General features: G+C 72.3%; 18 protein-coding genes. 10 read left to right on the plus strand and 8 right to left on the minus strand.

The annotated features are described in order from the left end of the window. Positions 1-2 precede the first annotated feature (2 nt). Positions 3-377, minus strand: coding sequence for a 5-carboxymethyl-2-hydroxymuconate Delta-isomerase (locus OG370_RS11420; protein ID WP_328463201.1), 375 nt, complete (start codon positions 375-377; stop codon positions 3-5). Between the two features lie 223 nt (positions 378-600). Between OG370_RS11420 and glnII the strand changes: the two genes are divergently transcribed. Both glnII and OG370_RS11430 read left to right on the plus strand, forming a co-directional pair. Further along, entirely contained in the window at positions 601-1,620 is a 1,020-nt protein-coding gene (gene glnII, locus OG370_RS11425) for a glutamine synthetase (RefSeq protein ID WP_328463203.1), read from the plus strand. A gap of 158 nt (positions 1,621-1,778) precedes the next feature. Continuing rightward, the gene (locus tag OG370_RS11430; RefSeq protein ID WP_328463205.1) at positions 1,779-3,893 is read left to right on the plus strand and encodes a hypothetical protein; all 2,115 of its coding nucleotides are present in this window, start codon (positions 1,779-1,781) and stop codon (positions 3,891-3,893) included. A gap of 48 nt (positions 3,894-3,941) precedes the next feature. Here the strand turns inward: OG370_RS11430 and OG370_RS11435 are convergent, their stop codons facing one another. Beyond that, on the minus strand, positions 3,942-4,478 hold the full coding sequence (locus OG370_RS11435) for a GNAT family N-acetyltransferase (protein ID WP_328463207.1): 537 nt from the start codon (positions 4,476-4,478) through the stop codon (positions 3,942-3,944). Between the two features lie 272 nt (positions 4,479-4,750). On the opposite strand from OG370_RS11435, the gene OG370_RS11440 reads away from it, so the two are divergent. From OG370_RS11440 to OG370_RS11470, 7 genes are all read left to right on the plus strand, one after another. Beyond that, positions 4,751-5,656 (plus strand): hypothetical protein, encoded by a 906-nt coding sequence (locus tag OG370_RS11440; protein ID WP_328463209.1) that lies wholly within the window; start codon positions 4,751-4,753, stop codon positions 5,654-5,656. A gap of 367 nt (positions 5,657-6,023) precedes the next feature. Further along, complete coding sequence (locus tag OG370_RS11445; protein WP_328463211.1) at positions 6,024-7,319, plus strand: extracellular solute-binding protein; 1,296 nt, start codon at positions 6,024-6,026, stop codon at positions 7,317-7,319. A gap of 126 nt (positions 7,320-7,445) precedes the next feature. Continuing rightward, positions 7,446-8,444, plus strand: a complete 999-nt coding sequence (locus OG370_RS11450; RefSeq protein WP_443060648.1) for a carbohydrate ABC transporter permease — start codon at positions 7,446-7,448, stop codon at positions 8,442-8,444. Positions 8,445-8,457: 13 nt separating this feature from the next. Then, entirely contained in the window at positions 8,458-9,363 is a 906-nt protein-coding gene (locus OG370_RS11455) for a sugar ABC transporter permease (protein WP_328463213.1), read from the plus strand. 149 nt (positions 9,364-9,512) lie between these two features. Continuing rightward, positions 9,513-11,336, plus strand: a complete 1,824-nt coding sequence (locus tag OG370_RS11460) for a glycoside hydrolase family 13 protein (protein ID WP_443060649.1) — start codon at positions 9,513-9,515, stop codon at positions 11,334-11,336. 34 nt (positions 11,337-11,370) lie between these two features. Next, complete coding sequence (locus OG370_RS11465; RefSeq protein WP_328463215.1) at positions 11,371-12,411, plus strand: LacI family DNA-binding transcriptional regulator; 1,041 nt, start codon at positions 11,371-11,373, stop codon at positions 12,409-12,411. Positions 12,412-12,500: 89 nt separating this feature from the next. Next, complete coding sequence (locus OG370_RS11470) at positions 12,501-13,412, plus strand: phosphatase PAP2 family protein (RefSeq protein ID WP_328463217.1); 912 nt, start codon at positions 12,501-12,503, stop codon at positions 13,410-13,412. Positions 13,413-13,512: 100 nt separating this feature from the next. On the opposite strand, the gene OG370_RS11475 is transcribed toward OG370_RS11470, so the two are convergent. Further along, positions 13,513-16,527, minus strand: a complete 3,015-nt coding sequence (locus OG370_RS11475) for a bifunctional [glutamine synthetase] adenylyltransferase/[glutamine synthetase]-adenylyl-L-tyrosine phosphorylase (RefSeq protein WP_328463219.1) — start codon at positions 16,525-16,527, stop codon at positions 13,513-13,515. A gap of 82 nt (positions 16,528-16,609) precedes the next feature. After that, entirely contained in the window at positions 16,610-17,287 is a 678-nt protein-coding gene (locus OG370_RS11480; protein ID WP_328463221.1) for a histone deacetylase, read from the minus strand. 123 nt (positions 17,288-17,410) lie between these two features. Between OG370_RS11480 and OG370_RS11485 the strand changes: the two genes are divergently transcribed. Continuing rightward, positions 17,411-17,845, plus strand: a complete 435-nt coding sequence (locus OG370_RS11485; RefSeq protein ID WP_328463223.1) for an Asp23/Gls24 family envelope stress response protein — start codon at positions 17,411-17,413, stop codon at positions 17,843-17,845. An 89-nt stretch (positions 17,846-17,934) separates the two neighbouring features. Here OG370_RS11485 and glnA read toward each other — a convergent pair whose 3' ends face one another. The 4 genes from glnA to OG370_RS11505 form a co-directional block, all read right to left on the minus strand. Then, positions 17,935-19,296 (minus strand): type I glutamate--ammonia ligase, encoded by a 1,362-nt coding sequence (gene glnA / locus OG370_RS11490; protein ID WP_328463226.1) that lies wholly within the window; start codon positions 19,294-19,296, stop codon positions 17,935-17,937. Between the two features lie 141 nt (positions 19,297-19,437). Next, on the minus strand, positions 19,438-20,232 hold the full coding sequence (locus OG370_RS11495; RefSeq protein ID WP_328463228.1) for a hypothetical protein: 795 nt from the start codon (positions 20,230-20,232) through the stop codon (positions 19,438-19,440). A 58-nt stretch (positions 20,233-20,290) separates the two neighbouring features. Further along, on the minus strand, positions 20,291-20,845 hold the full coding sequence (locus OG370_RS11500) for a hypothetical protein (protein ID WP_328474006.1): 555 nt from the start codon (positions 20,843-20,845) through the stop codon (positions 20,291-20,293). Positions 20,846-21,027: 182 nt separating this feature from the next. Next, a complete protein-coding gene (locus tag OG370_RS11505; protein ID WP_328463230.1) occupies positions 21,028-21,747 on the minus strand; it encodes a hypothetical protein in 720 nt (239 codons plus the stop codon). Positions 21,748-21,751: the final 4 nt, after the last annotated feature.

Consider the following 21,751-nt stretch of genomic DNA (forward strand, 5'->3'; position numbering starts at 1 on the left):
CGTCATGCGCGCACCGCCGGCGTCTCGTGGCGGGCGTACGTCTCGCGGTCCAGCTCCCGTACGTCGACCGACATCTGGAGCTCCGCGGCCGGCAGCGGCGGGACGGAGTCGCGCAGCAGTTCCAGCACCGCCTCGGCCAGCTCCCGCCTCACCTGCGGGGTGCGGCCGGACAGGATGCCGGTCTGCACGTGGACCATGGCGTAGCCCGATGATCCGTCGGCGATGTACGTCTCGTCGAGCCGGACGAAGCGGGTCTTGCAGCCCGCGGCCCGGCCGCCGGCGATCCGCACGAGGGCTTCGTGCAGGCCCTTGGCGAAACGGGGTCGGTCGAAGGTGTCGGCGAGTTCGGCGGAGTACTCCACGATGCTGTGCGGCATGTCACCGACCCTACCCGGGCCGGGTGCCGGCCCGGGGAATGCGGGCACCCTCTGGGACGGGCGGGGCGGATGAGGAGGTTCCCGCTGGTCACGGCGGCCAGTTCACACGTGGTTAACACCTGGGCAACGGACGGGAAAACCGCCGTTGGGACGCTGCGTACCGGCCCGATCAGCGCGGCTCGGGGCCGCACCCGCGCTCACGTTCGTTAAGGATGGCGTCACCGTGACCTACAAGGCTGAGTACATCTGGATAGACGGCACCGCGCCGACGGCCAAGCTCCGCTCGAAGACGAGGATTCTCGCCGACGGCGCCGAGCTGCCGATCTGGGGCTTCGACGGCTCCAGCACCAACCAGGCCGAGGGCCACGCCTCGGACCGCGTACTCAAGCCGGTCGCCACCTTCGCCGACCCGATCCGCGGCGGCGACGACAAACTCGTGCTGTGCGAGGTCTTCGACATCGACGGCACCCCGCACGAGTCCAACACGCGCGCGGCGCTGCGGGAGATCGCCGAGAAGTTCGCCGACCAGGAGTCGCTGTTCGGCATCGAGCAGGAGTACACGTTCTTCCAGGGCTCGCGCCCGCTCGGCTTCCCGGAGAACGGCTTCCCGGCGCCGCAGGGCGGCTACTACTGCGGGGTCGGCGCCGACGAGATCTTCGGCCGCCCGGTGGTGGAGAAGCACCTCGACAACTGCCTCGCCGCGGGCCTGGGCATCTCCGGCATCAACGCCGAGGTGATGCCGGGCCAGTGGGAGTTCCAGGTCGGCCCGCTCAGCCCGCTGGAGGTCTCCGACCACCTGTGGGTGGCGCGCTGGCTGCTCTACCGCACCGCCGAGGACTTCGGCGTCTCCGCCACCCTCGACCCCAAGCCCGCCAAGGGCGACTGGAACGGCGCGGGCGCGCACACCAACTTCTCCACCAAGAAGATGCGCGAGAACTACGAGGCGATCATCGAGGCCGCCGAGGCGCTGGGCCGCGACGACAAGCCGCTGGAGCACATCAAGAACTACGGCCCCGGCGTCGAGCACCGCCTCACCGGCGCCCACGAGACCGCCCCGTGGAACGAGTACAGCTACGGCGTCTCCAACCGCGGCGCGTCGGTGCGCATCCCGTGGCAGGTCGAGGTGGACCAGAAGGGCTACATCGAGGACCGCCGGCCGAACGCGAACATCGACCCGTACGTGGTGACGCGGCTGATCGTGGACACTTGCGGCAGCGCGTTGGAGAAGGCCGGCCTGGTCTGAGACCGGGTCCGTACCACTCCGGCCCGCGAGGGGGCGCCTCCGCCGAACCGGCGGGGGCGCCCCTGTCGTTGTCCCTCCGGCGTCCCGCCGCGGCAGCCCTCACACGATCGGGTGACGCCGCCGGGTGACCATCGCACTGACGGCTCGTTCGACACTGCGTGAAGACGCAAGCGGCATCCGAGACCTCCGCATCCTCCCGCGGCTCGTCCGCCACCGTGTCGGTGGCGCAGGCCGAGGCGGCCCTGATCGAGCACTACCCGCGGCTGGTACGGCTGGCCTACGTGACGCTGCCGGCCGGCCTCGGCAAGCACCGCCGGGCGATGGCCGCGCACCGGCTGGTGCAGTCCGCGCTGCCGACCTCGCCCGCGCCCTCGCGGCAGGGCGGCGCGTACGGGGTGCTGCGGGTGCGGGTGCTGCGCGCGGCACTGGAGTTCGACGACCAGGGCCGGCTGCGGGCGGCCCTGGAGGGCGTACGGATGCCGCGGGTGATGGGGCTGCGGGCGCACCCGCAGGCGGGCGGCGACGGGGAGTTGGCGCTCTACCGCGCGCTGTCCGCGCTGCCGGCCCCGGCCCGGGCGGCGTACGCCCTGATGTCCGCGGAGGCCCTGGGCGAGCCGGACGCGCGCGGCGTGCTGGACGCGGCGGGCGTGGGCGACCCGCGCGAGGCGGTACGGGCGGCGGCCGGCGTCCGCGTCCCCGCGCAGGCGGTCGCGGGCGGCACCGGTACGGGCGCCATGCCGGGCGTGGTGACCGGGGTCGTGACGGGTACGGGCGTCGACGCCGGCCCGGGCCTGGGCCTGGGCAGCAACGCGTTCACCGGTGCCGGGGCCCGCTCCGGCGCGACGGCGGCGGGCCCGGCCGCGGGCCGACTGCTGATGGCGTCGGGCGAGTTCGACGCCTGCACGCTGCAACTGCGCCCCACCGACCTGCTGCGGCGCCGCCGCCGGGGACGGATCGGCGGCAGCGCGGCCGCGGTGGTCGCCGTCGGCGCGCTGCTGTTCGCGATCGCCGGCAGCGGCTCCTCCTCGCAGCACTACGCGGCTTCCGGCACGCCCGCCGCCGACCCGCACGCGCTGGACCCGGCCGCGCTGGTCCGGGTGCCGGCCACCCAGTGGAAGGCGACCGCCCGGCTGGACTTCTCGGCCTGGCCGGCGCGCGGCAGCCGTACGAAGGACACCGCGCTGCTCGGCCGGGCGCTGTCGGTGTGGGCGAACCCCGGGGCGTCGGTGGACGTCAGCTCCACCGCGGGCACCCCCAGGAGCGGCCCCGCGCAGCCGCCGCAACTGCTCTTCGCCGGGGACGAGGACGCCGCGACCGTGGTGATCTTCTACGACGGGCTGCGGGTGGTGCGCTACGCCCAGCCGAGGACCGGTTCCGGGCGGGCCGCGCTCGACTTCGCGCAGGCCGAGGACGCGGATCTGACCACGTCGGCGGCGCTGCTGGTGGACCGGGTGGACGGCAACGCCCGCTTCCTGACCGCGCCGTGGGTGGCGCAGACGCAGGTCCGGGACCTGTTCAAGCCGGACCAGGCGGCGACCGACCTGCACCGGTCCGCGGACGGCGTGACCGACCCGGTGCCGATGGCGGGGGCGGGCGCGACCGCGGGGACCACCGGTTCCGCGGCGTGCGGGACGACCTGGCCGGTGATGCAGTTGCGCTCCTCCAGTTCGATCGCCGAGAAGCACTCCTTCCTGCTCACCGACCTCGGCGACCTCGCGCCGGTGCACCTCACGTACACCCCGCCGCCGTCCGTGGGCGAGGCGGCGGCGCCGGTGGAGGCCACCGGGCCGAAGGCGCTGGTGAGTTGGGCGCACAGCGCGTGCCGGCTGGTCGAGCTGCGCGGGCAGGGCGTGAAGGCCGTCAACGACTGGGAGTTCGCGGACACCGCGCTGCCCGAGGGCGCGGGCGACGCGTCGTGGACGTGCGACCGGGCGGACACCTGGCGGGGGCCGGGCATCGCGCTGGTGCAGTTCGTGCCGCCCGCCGCGAAGGCCGACGAGCTCGGCACGCTGGCGGGGCAGCAGGCCGACGGGAACGCGTGCAGCCGCTTCGACCAGCATGTGATGGCCGGGGTGATGTGGAAGTCGCCCGCGGACCACTGGTACCTGCTGGCGGCCGGCAGCCGTGACACCGCGTCGATCAAGGCGACGCACGGGGTGAACGCCACGTCCGAGGGGCCCTTCCTGGCGACCCCGGCCGCGCGCGGCACCCGTGCGACCCTCGCCGGGCGCCTCACCGACGGCAAGCCGCTGGCGCCGCTGGGCAACGACTAGGACGGGCCGGGGTCGGGCGGGCCGAAAGAGGCCGGAGCCCGGGTCGGGCTAGGACGGCTGGGAGGGCGCCGGGCTCGGGGCGAGAACCGGGGGCTGGGCCGGGAGTTGCGGCACCAGGAGCCGCATCGTCACGTGGTCGTCGTCGCGGCCGTCCTCCTCCCAGCCCTGCCGGGCGTAGAAAGCACGGGCGCGGGCGTTCGGCGCGAAGACCTCCAGGCGGGCCACGGCGACCTTGGCGGCCTGCCACTCGGCGACACACGCCTGGTGCAGCGCGGTGCCGGTGCCGGTGCGCCACACCTCGGGGTCGATGTGGAAGTGGAACAGCTCGTCTCCGTCGAACCGGGCGCCGAGCACCGCGAACCCCACGATGTGATCCTGCCGCGTCGCGCACAGCACGGTGCGCTCCCGCGAGACGATCGCCTGCGCGGTCCCCGCCCGCTGCCGCTCCAACTCGGCCGGCCCGCTGTAGACCTCGCTCGCCAGGTGTCCCCCGTAATACGTGGCCCTGGCTCGGGCGTGAACTCCACAGATCTCGTCCAAATCCTCGATCGAGGCGTGCCGGATCTCGAGTTGCGGGGTGCTCATGGGTACATGGACGCGCAAGATGCCCCAAAGGTTCCCCCACCCGGGGCACGGGTGACACGCCTCACTTGCGACACCTCCGTGAAGGTCGTGCCCACAACACGCAGTCCCTGTGCGGATGTTGTGCAGACCTCGCTCTCCGGAAAGCTCACAGCGAGCCCCCTTCGGCTCTTTCCAGCCAGGAAGTTGGCTGATTCATCCGGTCAAATCACTCCATCGGGTGATCAATTCCCGATCATCGACGTGCACCCGAACGGCTCCCATACGGTCACTCCATGGTCACTTCCCGACACGAAGCGTCGCATCGCATATTCCAGGACCGCCCCGAACTCCTCACCCCCGTCTTCGGCATCCTCGGCGTGCGGATTCCGCACGAACCGGTGATCGAGGTCCTGCCGACGGACGTCACGGAGATGCAGCCGGTGGAGCGGCGGGTGGACACGGTGCTGCGCCTCAAACCCGACGACGGCTCCAACGGACTGCTCCTCGCGATCGAGGCCCAAGGGCGCCGCGACGAGAAGAAGCCCTCGAGTTGGGCGTACTACCTCTCCTACCTCAGCGCGAAGTACGACTGTCCGACGCTGCTGCTGGTCGTCTGCCAGGACAGGACGACCGCGGAGTGGACCGCGGGCCCCTTCCGCCACGGCTGGGGCGGCTGGACCGCCCTCTCGGTGCGCCCGCTCTCCCTGGGCCCCGACAACATCCCGGTGATCACGGACCCGGCCGAGGCGGCGGAACACCTGGCCCTCGCCACGTTCTCGGCCATGACGCATGGTCGCCACCGGGACAGTCCCGCCATACTGGAAGCGCTGGCGCAGGCCCTCGGCACAGCGGACGCCGAATCGTTCAAGTACTACTCGACCATGCTGGAGATCGGCCTGGGGGGCACCCCGGCACGCGACACCTGGAGGAAGCTGATGAAGAACGGAACCTACTTCCCCGGCCGCGGAACGCTCATCGAGGAGACGTTCCTGGAAGGCAAGAGCGAAGGTCTGACCGAGGGGAAGTCCGAGGGAATGGCCGAGTCCGTGCTGCTCATGCTCCAGCAGCGCCAGATCCCCGTGTCCGACGAGGCCCGCAACCGCATCCTGACCCACCACGACCGCGAAGACCTCAAGTTGTGGCTGGCCCGCACCCTCACCGTCAGCACCGTCGACGAACTCTTCACGAACGCCGGCTGAGCCGGACTCACCCACCACACCAGCACACCCCCTTCGCCGGACCGGGCTTGGCCTCGGTCCGGCGGAGGTGTTCGAGGGGTGGGGTGGGGCGGCAATCGGGTTGCTGCAAAAGGGCGTAAGCGTTTTCGGGTGGGCGGGGCGCGGAGGGGTCGCTGGGGGCGCCGTCGGGGGCCGGGAGCCCTCGGGTGGGGGCGCAGGGGCGGTGGATCGGCGGTGCAGGCTCTTGCAGAAAGTTTCTTGCAGCCTCTTTCGCAAAGTGTTGCACCGCTGTTACGGTCCTGCCCAGCCCGAGCGGAAACGGCCTGTGGGTGGGGTCGTTCGACGTCGGATCGGGTGAACGGGCACTTCCCTCATCAAGGAGTCAGGTATGCGACGCGGCATATCCGTCGTGGCGATGGCCGCGGCCATCGTCCTCGGTGCCACCGCCTGTGGCGGCGGCAGTGGCAGTGGTAGCACGCAGGACAGCGGCAAGGCGAAGGACCCCGCCCAGGTGTCGGGCACGGTCACGTACTGGGACACCTCCGACGCGAAGGTCGAGGCACCGGCGTACAAGGCGCTGATCGCCGGCTTCGAGAAGAAGTACCCCAAGATCAAGGTGAACTACCAGAACGTGGACTTCACCACCGTGGAGCAGAAGTTCAAGACCGCGGCGCAGAGCGGCAAGGGCGCGCCCGACGTGATCAGGACCGACGTCGGGCTGATCCCGGAGTACGCCTCGCTGCACTACATCGCGCCGCTGGACGGCACCACCGCCCTCACCGACACGGGCGACTTCGTGGCCGGGCCGCTCAACACCACGAAGTACGAAGGCAAGTCGTACGCCGTGCCGTCGGTCACCGACACCCTCGGGCTGCTCTACAACAAGAAGGTGTTCGCCCAGGCCGGCATCGCCAAGCCCCCGACCACCTGGGACGAGATGGTCGCGGACTCCGCGAAGATCAAGGCGAAGACCGGCGTCACCGGCACCTACATGAACCCCGACTCGTACTTCCTGCTGCCCTTCCTCTTCGGTGAGGGCGCCGACCTGGCCGACCCGTCCGCGAAGAAGGTCACCGTCAACTCCCCGGAGGCGGTCAAGGCCGTCACCGAGGCGAAGAAGATCTACGACACCTCCTCGCTGAAGATCGACTTCGCCAACGCCTACGACAACATGCAGACGTCGTTCAAGACCGGCAAGGTCGCCATGCTGATCCAGGGCCCCTGGTCGGTCGGCGACGACCTGACCGGCTCGGCCTTCAAGGACGGCGGCAACCTCGGCTACGCGTCGGTGCCGGCCGGCTCCACCGGCAAGCCGCTCGCCCCGACCGGCGGCCAGGACCTGGCCGTCTACCAGGGCTCGAAGAACCTCCCCGCGGCCTACCTGTTCACCCAGTTCATGACCTCCACCGCCAGCCAGGAGCAGATCGCGGTGAAGAACGGGACGCTGCCCACCCGCACCTCGGCGTACACCGCCGACGTGCTGAAGAGCCCGCAGATCGCCGGGTTCAAGCCGATCCTGGACACCGCCCGGCCGCGGGTCGCGCTCCCGCAGGTCGGCAGCCTGTTCACCCCGCTCCAGCAGGAGTACATCAAGATCCTCCAGGGCAAGGCCACCGTCCAGGGCGGACTGGACGACGCGGCCAAGCAGTTCGGCAAGCTGCTGCCGGACTACTCGGTGCAGTAGCACCCACCGGCTCCGGGCCGGCCGGCCGGGGTCTCGCCCGCCGCAGCACGCGGCGGGCGGGCCCACGCGCCCGACCGGCCGGCCCGGTCCTCCACCCGCCCCAGGCAACGACAGAGCCGAGGAGAGATGACCACCGCCACCGTAGAACGGGCCGAGCGCCCCGGCCGCCCCGCGCGGTCCAAGGAGCCCAGGCAGGGCCTGCTGACGTCGATCGCCCGCTCCTGGGACAAGCACTGGTACGCCTGGGCGATGGTCGCCCCCGTGGTGATCGTCCTCGGCGTCCTGGTGCTGTACCCGCTCGGATACGGCGTCTACCTGTCCTTCACCAACGCCACCGCGCAGAACGTCGCCACCAACATCGGCCCCGTGCACGTGCCGGCCAGCTACCACTTCGTCGGCCTGCACAACTACTGGCAGATCATCTCCGGCCAGGACGGCGACTTCTACCCGCGGCTGGAGTGGACGGTGATCTGGACCGTCGCCTGCGTCGGGATCACCTACTCCGTCGGGCTGGGCATGGCGGTGCTGCTCAACCGGCCGATGCGGTTCCGGCTGCTGTACCGGCTCGCGCTGATCCTGCCGTGGGCGGTGCCCGCCTTCGTGGGGGTGTTCGCCTGGCGGCTGATGTTCAACTCGCAGTACGGCGTCTTCAACGACGTCATCAACGTCGTCGGGCTGCCGTCCCAGGACTGGCTGGGCACGCCGTTCGCGCAGAAGGTCGCGGTCATCATCGTCAACGTCTGGTGCGGCGTGCCGTTCATGATGGTGGCGATCCTCGGCGGCCTCCAGTCGATCCCGGGCGAGCTCTACGAAGCCGCGGAGATGGACGGCGCCTCCCCGTTCCAGCGCTTCACGAACGTGACGGTGCCCGGGCTGCGCCCGGTGACCAGCACGGTGATCCTGCTGAGCACCGTGTGGACGTTCAACATGTTCCCGATCATCTACCTGCTGCTGGGCAGCAACACCAGCGGCGACACCGACATCCTCGTGACGTTCGCCTACGAGAAGGCGTTCGTCGGCATCTCCGACTACGCCGGCGCCGCGTCGTACGGCATCGTCATCCTGCTGATCCTGGTGGCCTTCTCCACCTTCTACCGCAGCCGCATCAAGACCGAGCAGAGCTGAGGAGCTGTCACCCATGAGTGCCACCATTCAGCGCGGCCGGAACCCGCGCGGCCAGGTGCGGCCCGGCCGCGGACAGGACGGCCGCACACCACGTGGCCGCGGGCAGCGCGGCACGGGCGCCTCGCTCGCCCTGCACGCCACCCTGATCGCCGCCAGCGCCGTCGCGGTCTTCCCGGTGCTGTGGATCGTCTTCATCTCGCTCGGCCCGGACAGCGCCTGGCAGCAGCCCGGCCAGGTGATCCACCATCTGGGCCTGGACAACTACCGGTTCGTGCTGCTGCACAGCGGCTTCCCGCACTGGATGCTCAACTCGGTGATCGTCGCCGGCGCCACGATGGTGCTGGGCGTGTTCATCGCGGCCAGCGCCGGCTACGCGATCTCCCGGATGAAGTTCCCCGGCCACCGGCAGCTGATGTGGATCTTCCTGGTCACCCAGATGTTCCCCGTCGCGGTGCTGATCGTCCCGCTGTACAACCTGATGGCCCGGCTGGACCTGCTCGACAGCTACCTCGGCCTGGTGCTGGTGTACTGCACCATCGCCGTGCCGTTCTGCGCGTGGATGCTCAAGGGCTACTTCGACACCATTCCGCGGGAGATCGACGAGGCGGGCCGGATGGACGGCCTCAGCCCGTTCGGCACCTTCTGGCGGCTGATCCTGCCGCTGGCGCGGCCGGGCCTGGCGGTCACCGCGTTCTACAGCTTCCTCACCGCGTGGGGCGAGGTCGCCTACTCCAGCCAGTTCATGAAGACGCACTACACCCTCGCCGCGGGACTGCCCACCTACGCGTCCAGCATCCGCGCCAACTGGGGTGCGATGACCGCGGGTTCGGTGCTCATCGCGATACCCGCGGCCGTCGTCTTCCTGCTCGTCCAGCGTCACCTGGTCACCGGTCTGACGGCCGGCGGCACCAAGGGCTGACGCGCCCAGCACCCCGCATCCGACCCGGACCCTGCGCCCGGCACCCCGACCCCGGACCCGGGCCCCGCATCAGCGCCCGGCACCCCGGACGCACACCCGCGCACGTCCGCACGCCACTTAGTCGTTCCCCCGAACCCCAAAGGGAATCAATGAGCCAGCACCTCACCGACGCGCCCAGCACCGCCGCCGCGACCGACGCAGACGCCGGGCGCGGAGACTGGTGGCGCGACGCGGTGATCTACCAGGTCTATCCGCGCAGCTTCGCCGACGGCAACGGCGACGGCATGGGCGACCTGCCGGGCATCACCGCCCGGCTGCCCTACCTGCGGGACCTCGGCGTCGACGCGGTGTGGCTGTCGCCGTTCTACGCCTCCCCGCAGGCCGACGCCGGCTACGACGTCGCCGACTACCGCGCGGTCGACCCGATGTTCGGCAACCTCACCGACGCCGACGACCTGGTGCGCGCCGCGCACGCGCTGTCCCTGCGCGTCATCGTGGACCTGGTGCCGAACCACTGCTCCGACCAGCACGAGTGGTTCAAGCAGGCGCTGCGCGAGGGCCCGGGCTCCGCGGCCCGCGACCGCTTCCACTTCCGCGCCGGCAAGGGCGCGCACGGCGAACTGCCGCCCAACGACTGGGAGTCCATCTTCGGCGGCCCGGCCTGGACCCGCGTCACCGAACCGGACGGCACCCCCGGCGCGTGGTACCTGCACCTGTTCGCCCCCGAGCAGCCGGACTTCAACTGGAACCACCGCGCGGTGCACGACGAGTTCCGCTCGGTGCTGCGGTTCTGGCTGGACCTGGGCATCGACGGCTTCCGGATCGACGTCGCGCACGGCCTGGTGAAGGCCGAGGGCCTGCCCGACATCGGCCACTCCGGCCAGGTGGCGCTGCTGGGCACCGCCGCGATGCCGTACTTCGACCAGGACGGCGTGCACGAGATCTACCGGGACTGGCGGCGCATCCTGGACGAGTACGGGCCGGTGGGAGCGGCCGGCGGCCGGGAGCGGATCGCGGTCGCCGAGGCGTGGACGCCGACGATCGAGCGGGCCGCGCTCTACCTGCGCCCCGACGAGCTGCACCAGGCGTTCAACTTCGAGTACCTGACCGCCGGTTGGAGCGCGGGCGCGCTGCGCGAGGTGATCGACCGGTCGCTGCACGCGATGGGCGCGGTCGGCGCGCCCGCGACCTGGGTGCTGTCCAACCACGACGTGACCCGGCACACCACCCGGCTCGGCAACCTCCCGCCGGTCAGCGCGGGGCAGAACCCCGTGGCGCCGCCGACCCAGTTGCGCACCCCGGGCGACCGCGCGCTCGGCCTGCGCCGGGCCCGCGCGGCGACCTTGCTGATGCTGGCCCTGCCCGGCTCGGCCTACCTCTACCAGGGCGAGGAGTTGGGGCTGCCCGACGTCACCGACCTGCCGGACGAGGTGCGCCAGGACCCGTCGTTCTTCCGCGCGGCCGGGCAGGACGGCTTCCGTGACGGCTGCCGGGTGCCGATCCCGTGGTCGGGCGAGGCCGCGCCGTACGGCTTCGGGCCGGCCGAGGGCGGGCCGAGCTGGCTGCCGCAGCCCGGGCAGTGGGCCGAGTTGAGCGTCGAGGCGCAGACCGGCGACCCCGACTCGACCCTGGAGCTGTACCGCGCCGCGCTCGCGGTGCGCCGCGACCACCCCGCGCTCGGCGCCGGCACCGCCGTGAACTGGCTCGACGCGCCCGAGGGGGTGCTCGCCTTCCGCCGTGACGCGACCGGCGGCGCCTTCGTCTGCACCCTCAACCCCACCTCCTCGCCGGTACGGCTGCCCCGGCCGGGCCGGCTGCTGCTGTCCAGCGAGGGACCGGCCGCGGAACCGGACACCCGGCGGCCGGACACCCGGCGACCCGACCCGCTGCGGCCCGACGGCGACCCGATTACCGGAGGTTCGGGCGAATTCGTCACGATCGCCGCCGACACGGCAATTTGGTGGGCGATCTGACATGGCGGTGTTCCGCCCCGTAGCATCCGGTGCTGTGACCGCGCGGCTCGCAGACATCGCAGCCCAGGCGGGGGTCAGTGAGGCGACGGTCAGCCGGGTGCTCAACGGCAAGCCAGGTGTTTCCGCGGCCACCCGTGAATCCGTGCTGGCCGCGCTGGACCTGCTCGGGTACGAACGCCCGGTCCGGTTGCGACAGCGCAGCGCCGGCCTGGTCGGGCTGATCACGCCCGAGTTGGGGAACCCGATCTTCCCGGCGATGGCGCAGGTCATCGGCCAGGCGCTGACCCGGCAGGGCTACACCCCGGTGCTGGCCACCCAGACCCCGGGCGGTTCCACCGAGGACGAACTCGTGGAGATGCTGGTCGAGCGCGGGGTGGCGGGCATCATCTTCGCCTCCGGCCTGCACGCCGACTCCACCGCCGACACCGAGCGGTACGCCCGGCTCAAGGGCCAGGGCGTGCCGTTCGTACTGATCAGCGGCCACTCCGACAAGATCGACGCGCCCTCGGTGTCGGTGGACGACCGCGCCGCGGTCCGGCTGGCCGTCACGCACCTGGCCGCGCTCGGGCACCGCAGGATCGGCCTGGCCGTCGGGCAGAAACGGTTCGTGCCGGTGCAGCGGAAGATCGAGGGCTTCCTCGCGTCCATGGGCGACGTGCTGGGGCTGTCGGCCGAGGACGCCCAGGCGCTGGTGCAGCACTCGCTGTACACGCTGGAGGGCGGTCAGGCCGCGGCCGGCGCGCTGATAGCCGACGGCTGCAGCGCGATCGTCTGCGCCTCGGACATGATGGCGCTCGGCGCGATCCGCGCCGCCCGGCAACTGGGCCACACGGTGCCCGGCGACATCTCGGTGGTCGGTTTCGACGACTCCCCGCTGATCGCCTTCACCGATCCGCCGCTGACCACCATCAGGCAGCCGGTTCCCGCCATGTGTCAGGCCGCGGTGAACGCGCTGCTGGAGGAGATCGGCGACAACCCGCCCCCGCACAGCGAGTTCGTCTTCATGCCCGAACTGGTGGTCCGCGGCTCGACGGCCGCCGGGCCCGCCGACCGCGGGGCGCCGGCGGGCCGTTGACCGGTGGCGGTCGGGCACGACACGCGGGATGTCCGGTTCAGCGGGCATGGCACCCGTTTGACCGGCCGGGTCTGGCAGACTGGTGTCCCATGGGGGAATCGACCGCCAACACCGCCAAGTCGCTGAAGGACCGTCGTACCGACCCTTCGGACGCCGCCGGAAACGGCGCCGGGCGGGGCGCGGGCGGCGCCTATCGGGCGCCCGGCTCCGGCTGGTCGCCCGGCGCGCTGCTGCACCGGCTGCGCACCCCGCGCCGGCCCCGCCTCTGGTTCGAACTGGTGCTGATCGGCGTCAGCTACTGGGTGTACTCCCTGATCCGCAACGCGGTCCCCGCCGAGCGCAGCACCGCGCTTCGGCACGCCGCCGACGTGTGGAGCTTCGAACGCCACCTCGACCTCGGCATCGAGCACAGCGTCAACCATGCGCTGAACTCGGTGACATGGCTGATCGTGGGGATGAACTACTACTACGCCTCACTGCACTTCGTGATCACCATCGGTGTGCTGGTGTGGCTGTACGTCGCCCATCCCGACCGCTACGCGCCGCCCCGGCTGGTGCTGTTCGCGACCACCTGGCTGGCGCTGATCGGCTTCTGGGCCTACCCGTTGGCCCCGCCGCGGCTGCTGGCCGGCGCCGGCTTCATCGACACGGTCGCCGTGCACCACACCTGGGGCTCGCTCTCCCAGGGCAGCCTGGCGCACGTGTCGAACCAGTACGCGGCGATGCCGTCGATGCACATCGGCTGGTCGCTGTGGTGCGGCGTCACCGTCTTCAACCTGGCCAAGCGGACGTGGGTGCGGGTGGTGGCCCTGCTCTACCCGCTGTTCACCCTCACGGTGATCATCGCCACCGGCAACCACTTCTGGCTGGACGCGATCGGCGGCGTGGTCTGCCTCGGCGCCGGCTACGGCCTGGTGTGCCTGCTGTACGGACGGTGGGTGTACCACCTGCCGCGTTCCTGGGAGCAGCAGTTGGAGGACCAGCACACCGCGAAGTCCTGACCGCGGCAGGTCCCGGGCCTGGGCCCCGACCCGCAGGTCCCGAACCCGGAGGTCCCCAACCCGCAGGTCCCCAACCCCTCCCGGTGCCGCCCGATTCGCGTCACGCCTCGTAGAACAGCCGCTCCACCACCGCGCGGGCGCGGCGGGTACGGCGGCGGTAGTCCTCCAGCATGTCGCCGACGTGGCCGGCCGGGTAGCCGAGGTAGCGACCCACCGCGGCCAGCTCCCGCCCGTCGCCGGGGAAGGTGTCGCCGGGGCGGCCGCGGACCAGCATCACCGCGTTGCGCACCCGCGTCGCCAGCACCCACGCCTCGTCCAGTATCCGCAGGTCCGGCTCCGCGATCAGACCCTCGGCGTGCGCGGCGGCCAGCGCGGCCCGGGTGCCGGTGGTGCGCAGCGACGGCAGCCGGGCGCCGTGCTGGAGTTGGAGCAACTGCACCGTCCACTCCACGTCGGACAGCCCCCCGCGGCCGAGCTTGGCGTGGGTGGTGCGGTCGGCGCCACGCGGCATCCGCTCGCTCTCCATCCGCGCCTTGAGCCGGCGGATCTCGCGCACCGCCTCCTCGTCGAGGCCGTCCTCGGGGTAGCGCAGCGGGTCTATCAGCGCGATGAACCGCTCCCCCAGCTCCAGGTCGCCGGCCACCGGGCGGGCCCGCAGCAGCGCCTGACTCTCCCACCCCAGCGACCAGCGCCGGTAGTACGCCTCGTACGACGCCAGGCTGCGCACCAGCGGGCCGGACTTGCCCTCCGGCCGCAGGTCGGCGTCGATCAGCAGCGGCGGGTCGGTGGTGGGGATCTGCAGCAGCCGGCGCAGCTCGTTGGCGACGGCGATCGCGGCCCGGCCGGCGTCGCCGCTGTCGACGCCCTCGCGCGGCTCGTGCACGAACATCACGTCGGCGTCGGAGCCGTAGCCGAGTTCGCGACCGCCGAAGCGGCCCATGCCGATCACGGCGAGGCGGGTGGGCAGCGGGTGGGCGTCGCCGCCGGTGACCGCGTTGACGGCGGCCCGCAGCGCGCCGGCCACGGTGGCCGAGGTCAGCCCGTACACGGCGGTGCCGACCCGGTCGACGAGGACGGCCGGGTCGAGCGGGCCGTCGGACTCCTCGTCGTCGCCGTAGGTGTCGATCAGGTCGCCGGCGGCGGTGCGGAACAGCTCGCGGCGGCGGACCCCGCGCACGGCCGCGATGGCCTGCTCGGGGCTGTCCGCGCGGCCGACGGCGGCCAGCACCTCCTGCTCGAGCGCCAGGTGGTCGCGCGGGATCAGGCCGTCCCTGGAGCCGAGCAGGGCGACCGCCTCGGGGGCGCGCATCAGCAGGTCGGGGGCGAGCCGGCCGGAGGAGAGCACCCGGGCCAACCGCTGGGCGGCGGCGCCCTCGTCACGCAGCAGCCGCAGGTACCACGGGGTCTTGCCCAGCGCGTCGGAGACCTTGCGGAAGCCGAGCAGCCCGGCGTCGGGGTCGGCGGAGTCCGCGAACCAGCCGAGCAGCACCGGCAGCAGGGTGCGCTGGATCGCGGCCTTGCGGCTGACCCCGCTGGCCAGCGCCTCCAGGTGGCGGATCGCCGCGACCGGGTCGGCGTAGCCGAGCGCCTGGAGCCGGGCCCGGGCGGCGTCGGTGCTCAGCCGCGTCTCGTCGCTGTCGAGCTGGGCGACGGCGTCCAGCAGCGGGCGGTAGAACAGCTTCTCGTGCAGCCGCCGCACCTCGCGGGCGTGCCGCTTCCACTCCCGGTTGAGGCTCTGCACCGGCTCCGCGCGAAATCCCAGGCCCCGGCCGAGCCGGCGCAGTCCTGCCTCGTCGTCGGGCACCAGGTGGGTGCGGCGCATCTTCTGGAGCTGGATGCGGTGTTCCATCAGCCGCAGGAAGCGGTAGGCGGCGTCCAGCGCGGCGGCGTCGGCGCGGCCGACGTAGCCGCCCCGGGCCAGGTCGGCGAGCGCGGTGAGGGTGGTGGCGCTGCGCAGGCTCGTGTCGCTGCGGCCGTGCACGAGTTGGAGGAGCTGCACCGCGAACTCCACGTCGCGCAGCCCGCCGGGGCCGAGCTTCAGCTCCCGCTCGACCTGCGCGGCGGGGATGGTGTCGACGACCCGCCGGCGCATCTCCTGCACGTCGGTGACGAAGTTCTCCCGCTCGGCGGCCTGCCACACCATCGGGCGGATCGCGGCGACGTACTCGGCGCCCAGCGCGGCGTCCCCGGCGACCGGCCGCGCCTTCAACAGCGCCTGGAACTCCCAGGTCTTCGCCCAGCGGTGGTAGTACGCGACATGGCTGCTGAGGGTGCGCACCAGCGGGCCGTTCTTGCCCTCGGGCCGCAGGTTGGGGTCCACCGGCCAGATGGTGCCCTCGGCGGTGGTGTCGGAGCAGATGCCCATCATCCGCACGGCCAGCCGGGTCGCGGACCGCAGCGCCGCGGTGTCGTCGGCGGAGCCGTCGTCCTCGGCGGCGCTCTCGGCCGGTTCCGCGACGAAGATGACGTCCACGTCGGAGACGTAGTTCAGTTCGTGCCCGCCGCACTTGCCCATGCCGATCACCGCGAGCCGGCAGGCCGCCGCGTCCTGCGGCAGCTCCGCGGCGGCGATCGCCAGCGCGGTCCGCAGCGTGGCCGTCGCCAGGTCGGCCAACTCGGCGGCGGTACGCACCAGGTCGTTGGTGCCGCAGACGTCCCTGGCCGCTATGCCGAGCAGGCACCGCCGGTACGCCGCGCGCAGCGCGTCCGGGGTGCGGACGGCGGCCAGCCCCTCCTCGAACTCCTCGACCCCCGGGTGCAGGTCGCGCGCCTCGTACGTCACCAGGGCGTGCCAGTCCTCGGGGTGCCGGGCCAGGTGGTCGCCCAGCGCCTCGGAGGCGCCCATCACGCCCAGCAGCCGGTCCCGCAGCGGTTTGGCGCTGGTCACGGTGTCCAGCAGGGTGCGGCGCTCGCCCGGGTCCAGTGCCTCGGCGAGCCGGACCAGGCCGAGCAGCGCCTGGTCGGGGTCGGCGGTGGCGCCGAGCGCTTCGAGCAGCACCGGGTCACCGCGTACGCCCGCCAGCACGTCGTCCTCCAGCAGGCGCTCGGCGGTCGCGGCATCCGTGAAGCCGTGCCGCAGCAACCGGGAGAAGGTACTGCTGCGTCGCCCCTGCATCGGCCCTCCCGGGGGTCACCACACCTAACCCGCACTCACCACACGGCGAACGGCCGCACCCGCTCCAGCCGCCCTTCCGAGCCTAGCCGTCCGGCGGGCCCGGGGCGCCCTGCGGGGCCTGCGGGTTCGCCGGATCGCCCTGCCGCGCAGGCACGAGTACCCCGTCGCGCGCGATCCAGTGCCCGGCCGCGCCCGGACGTGCGGCGAGGTAGCGCGCGATGTCCGCGGCACGCCGGCCGCCCGCCTCGCGCAGGCCCGCCGCGAGGTGGTCCAGGTAGGCGGCGGACGGCACCGTCCACGGCACCTCGGCCATCGACCAGGGCGCGGTGAACGTCAGCAGCGGCACGCCGTCCAGCGAGCCGGCCCGCACCAGCGTCTCGTAGCGGCCCGGGCCCAGCCGGTCACGCCCGGTGGCCAGCACCTGCGTGAGGTCGAGGTCGCGGCCGGGCTCGGCGTACATCTCCTGTGCGGCGATGTCGGAGAACTGGCCGACGGTGATCAGGTGCGCGCGGGCCAGGGCGCGGCCGGGCGTGTCCGGGTCGTAGAAGGCGCGCCCGCCGCCCCACACCGGGGAGTGCGTCGCGAAGTACACGGTGCCGGGCAGCTCCCACGGCACGGATCTGGCCGGCGGCGCGGCGTCCCGGCACCCCGGGTAGGCCCGCGCGCCGCCCGCCGGACGGCCCCCGACCAGGTACCGGGTCAGCCGGGCGAGATGCGTGTTCGAGCCGTAGGAGACGTACCAGACCGTGTGCGCGCCCATCCGCCCAGTGTGACCCGCGCGGACCCTTACGGCATCAGAGTGGCACGGGTGCCGGTGCGGGTTCACAGTGGTAGAGAGCCCGCATTTCGTCAGCGAGCAGTCGAGAGGGAAGGGGCTTGCCCCATGACAACCGCGGAGAGCACTGCGAAGACAACACCCGGGCGCAAGAAGGACACCGCCGGGAAGACGACGATCGCCAACACGGTGGTGGCCACCATCGCCGGGATCGCCACCCGGGAGGTCGAAGGGGTCCACGCGATGGGCGGCGGCGCCGCTCGTGCCGTGGGGGCGGTCCGCGACCGCGTCTCCCGCTCCGACGACCACACCCGCGGGGTGAAGGTCGAGGTCGGCGAGGAGCAGGCGGCCCTCGACATCGACGTGGTCGTCGACTACGGCACGCACATCGCCGAGACCGCCTCCGACATCCGGGGCAGCGTCACCAGCGCGGTGGAGCTGATGACCGGACTCGAGGTCGTCGAGATCAACATCAACGTCCGCGACGTCCACGTCCCCGGCGAGGACTCCGACACCGACGAGGACGAGGGCCGCGTCCGCTGACCCGCCCCCGGGCACCCCTGTCCTGCCACCCCCGGAGTACCCGCCCCAAGGCGGGCCCGGGGGCGCCTCGCTCAGTCGCCGACCCGTGCTTACAGGTTCGGCAGGTTCTTGCGCAGCTCGAACGCGGTGACCTCGGAGCGGTACTCCTCCCACTCCTGCTTCTTGTTGCGCAGGAAGAAGTCGAAGACGTGCTCGCCGAGGGTCTCGGCGACGAGTTCGCTGCGCTGCATGAGGTCGATCGCCTCGCCGAGGTTCTGGGGCAGGGGCTCGATGCCGAGGGCGCGGCGCTCGGAGTCGGTGAGGGCCCAGACGTCGTCGTCGGCGCCGGCCGGGAGTTCGTAGCCCTCCTGGATGCCCTTCATGCCGGCGGCGAGGAGGACGGCGTAGGAGAGGTAGGGGTTGGCGCCGGAGTCGAGGGAGCGGACCTCGACGCGGGTGGAGCCGGTCTTCCCGGGCTTGTACATCGGCACGCGGATGAGCGCGGACCGGTTGTTGTGGCCCCAGCAGATGTACGAGGGGGCCTCGCCGCCGGCGCCCGCGGTGCGCTGGGAACCACCCCAGATCCGCTTGTAGGAGTTGACCCACTGGTTGGTGACGGCGGCGGTCTCGGCGGCGTGCCGGAGCAGGCCCGCGATGAAGGACCGGCCGACCTTGGAGAGCTGGAACTCCGCGCCGGACTCGTAGAACGCGTTGCGGTCGCCCTCGAAGAGCGAGAGGTGGGTGTGCATGCCGGAGCCGGGGTACTCCGAGAACGGCTTGGGCATGAAGGTGGCGTGCACGCCCTGCTCCAGGGCCACCTGCTTCATCACCAGCCGGAACGTCATCACGTTGTCGGCGGTGGACAGCGCGTCGGCGTAGCGCAGGTCGATCTCCTGCTGGCCGGGGGCGCCTTCGTGGTGGGAGAACTCGACCGAGATGCCCATCGACTCCAGCATGGTGATCGCCTGGCGGCGGAAGTCCATGCCGACGTTCTGCGGGGTGTGGTCGAAGTAACCGGAGTTGTCCGCGGGGGTCGGCCGGCTGCCGTCCAGCGGGCGCTCCTTGAGCAGGAAGAACTCGATCTCGGGGTGCGTGTAGAAGGTGAAGCCGAGGTCGGAGGTCTTGGCCAGGGCGCGCTTGAGGACGTAGCGCGGGTCGGCGTAGGACGGGGAGCCGTCGGGCATCAGGATGTCGCAGAACATCCGGGCGGTGCCGGGCGCCTCCGCACGCCAGGGCAGGATCTGGAAGGTGCTCGGGTCCGGCTTGGCGATCATGTCGGACTCGTACACCCGGGCGAAGCCCTCGATCGCGGAGCCGTCGAAGCCCATGCCCTCGTCGAACGCCTGCTCCAGCTCGGCGGGGGCGACGGCGACCGACTTCAGGTAGCCGAGCACGTCGGTGAACCACAGCCGTACGAAGCGGATGTCCCGCTCCTCCAGGGTGCGGAGAACGAACTCCTGCTGCTTGTCCATATCCATCCATCCTCGCCGGTCAGGCACCGCTCCCCCGCCGTCGGCAACCCGGGGGATCAGGAGCATTGCACCACACCGTTTCGCACGGGTTGCGGGCGCCGCTCCTCCATAGTGCACGGCGGAGGGGATCGGCCGAAGACGTCAGGCGAAGGTGTCGATCGAGGCGATCTTCCAGCTGCCCGCCTGGCGGACCGCGTCGACCGCGAACATGGCCGCCGAGTAGGCGCTGCCGGCGTTCGCGCCCTTGGCCGTGGAGGTGTTCGCCTGGTCGGCGTAGACCAGCACCCGGGCCCGGTCGCCGCTGATCATCTCCACGCCGGTGTCGGTGACGGTGGTGGTCAGCACGAGCTTCTGCTTCGGGGCGGCCGCCTTCACCTGGGCGATCATCGTGGCGTACTGCTGGACCGCCTTGCCGGTGAGCACCTTCTTCGCGGCGGTGTCGGTCCGGGCGGTGTCGGTGTAGTCGTAGGAGAAGACGGAGTTCACGTCCTGCGCGATCTGGCCCTTGACCTCGGCGGTGCGGGCGTTGTCGGTGAGCGCGGTGTTGGAGGTGGCCGAGCCGTCGTGCAGGGCGGACGCCTTCCCGGCCGCCCAGGCCGCGAAGCCGCCGAGCAGCACGGTGAGCAGGGCGAGCACGGCGATGGTGAGGGGGAAGCGGGCGGGCAGCCGCAGGGACGCGGTACGGCGCGGGGCCGCCTCGTCCTTCCCGGCGGTCTCGGCCGGGGCGGCGGGGCGGCGCGGGCGGACCGCGGTCGCGGTCCGGCCGGACCTGGCGGGGGCGCGCTCGGCCGTGCCGCTGCCCGAGCCGGAGCCCGCGGCCGTACGGTCGGTACCGTCGGTACGGTCGCGGGCCGGTCGTACGGTGCGCTCGCTCGCCGCCGCGGACGCCGCGGCGAGCCTGCGCTGCCGGTTGATGAGGTGGCGGGTGGTCGACATGGGCTGCGGTCCTCTCGCGGACGACGTGCGGCGGTACGGCGGTACGGCGCTGCGGGCGTCAGTGGCCGGCGGTGGCGGTGGGATCGGCGGTCGGGGCTGCCGTGGGGTCGGCCGCGGTGGAGGCGCTGTCGCCCATCGGCGCGTCGCCGAGCGCGCTGAGCTTCCACCCGGCCGAGGTGCGGGTCATCTCGCCGAGCAGCCGGCTCTCCTTCACCGCGGGCTTCGACTTGGGCGCCTGCACGGTGATCTGGAGAGCGACCATCACATCGGCCTTGCCGGTGCGGTCGTCGAGGTCGGTCACCGCGCCGCTCAGCACCTTCGCGGTGCTGACCGTCTGCGCCTGCTGCACCTGCTTCTCGAAGTCGGCCCGGCCCTGCACGAGTTGGCTGTGCAGGTCGCCCGTGGTGCTCTGCTCCCACACGGCGAGACCCGCCGAGAGGTGGGCGTGGTCGAGCGTGTTCATGTTCTGCACGGCCTGCTCGCCCGCGGCCAGCACGGTGTCCCGGGTACGGGCGAACGCCGCGTTGTCGTCGTGCGCGGCGGAGTACCACGACCAGCCGGTCCACGCGGCGGCGACGGCCGCGGCCACCACCAGGGCGACCGCCGCGCCCAGCAACGGCCGCCGTCCGGCGGGCGCCGGGCGCCGTACCCGCGCGGGCTCGGCCGCTTTCGCGACGTCCGCGGCGTCCTCGACATCCGCGATGTCCTCGACGTGCTCGACGTGCTCGACGCCCTCGGGGTCGTCCTTGCGCGGTGGGCGCGAGCCGAAACGCATACGTGGCATCTGCCTCTCCCCTAGCGGGCCTTGAGAGCGGTGATCCGCCAGTGGCCGTTCTTCTGCTCGGCGGTGACCGAGAGTTGGGCGGCGGCACTGGTGGCGGTGGAGCCCGCGCGCTGCGCGGTCTGGTCGAGGAAGACCAGCAGGCGGGCGTGGTCGCCGGTGAGGCTGACCACGCCGGCCCGTACGACCCTTGTGGTGAGGGTGAGTTGCTGGGTGGCGACGTTCTGCTTGATCTGCGCGAACAGCGCCTGGTACTGGGTGGCCGCGCTGCCCGCGAGGACGTTGCGGGCGGCCTGCTCGGTGGCGTCGGTGCCGTCGGGCGTGTACGCGAAGATCTGGCTCAGCGCGCTGCTGACGTCGCCGATCACCTGGTCGGTGGCGGCGCTGTCGGTGAGCGCGTGGTTGCGGGTGGCCGCCGGGTCCTTGAGGTCCTGCGCGGCGTAGAGCAGGCCGCCGGAGCCCAGCAGCAGGACGGCGATGGCGGCGGCCCCGGCGATCCGCCGCCATCCGTACGACCGTGCGCGCCGCAGCACCCGCCCGGCCCAGGCGCCCCGCCCGCCCGCGCCCGGCTCCGCCGAACGATCGGCGTCGGTGTCGGTGTCGGTACCGCTGTCGGCGGTGCTGTCGGTGTCGGTGTCGACGGGATCGGCCGCCTCGGCCGGGTCGGCGCGCGCGATTCGCTCAGCGTGCTCGGTTTCCTCGGGCGCGGCCGCGGTCTTGTCCGTTGTCGTCATGTCG

It is taken from the genome of Streptomyces sp. NBC_00448, from assembly GCF_036014115.1.
Classification (GTDB): Bacteria; Actinomycetota; Actinomycetes; order Streptomycetales; family Streptomycetaceae; genus Actinacidiphila.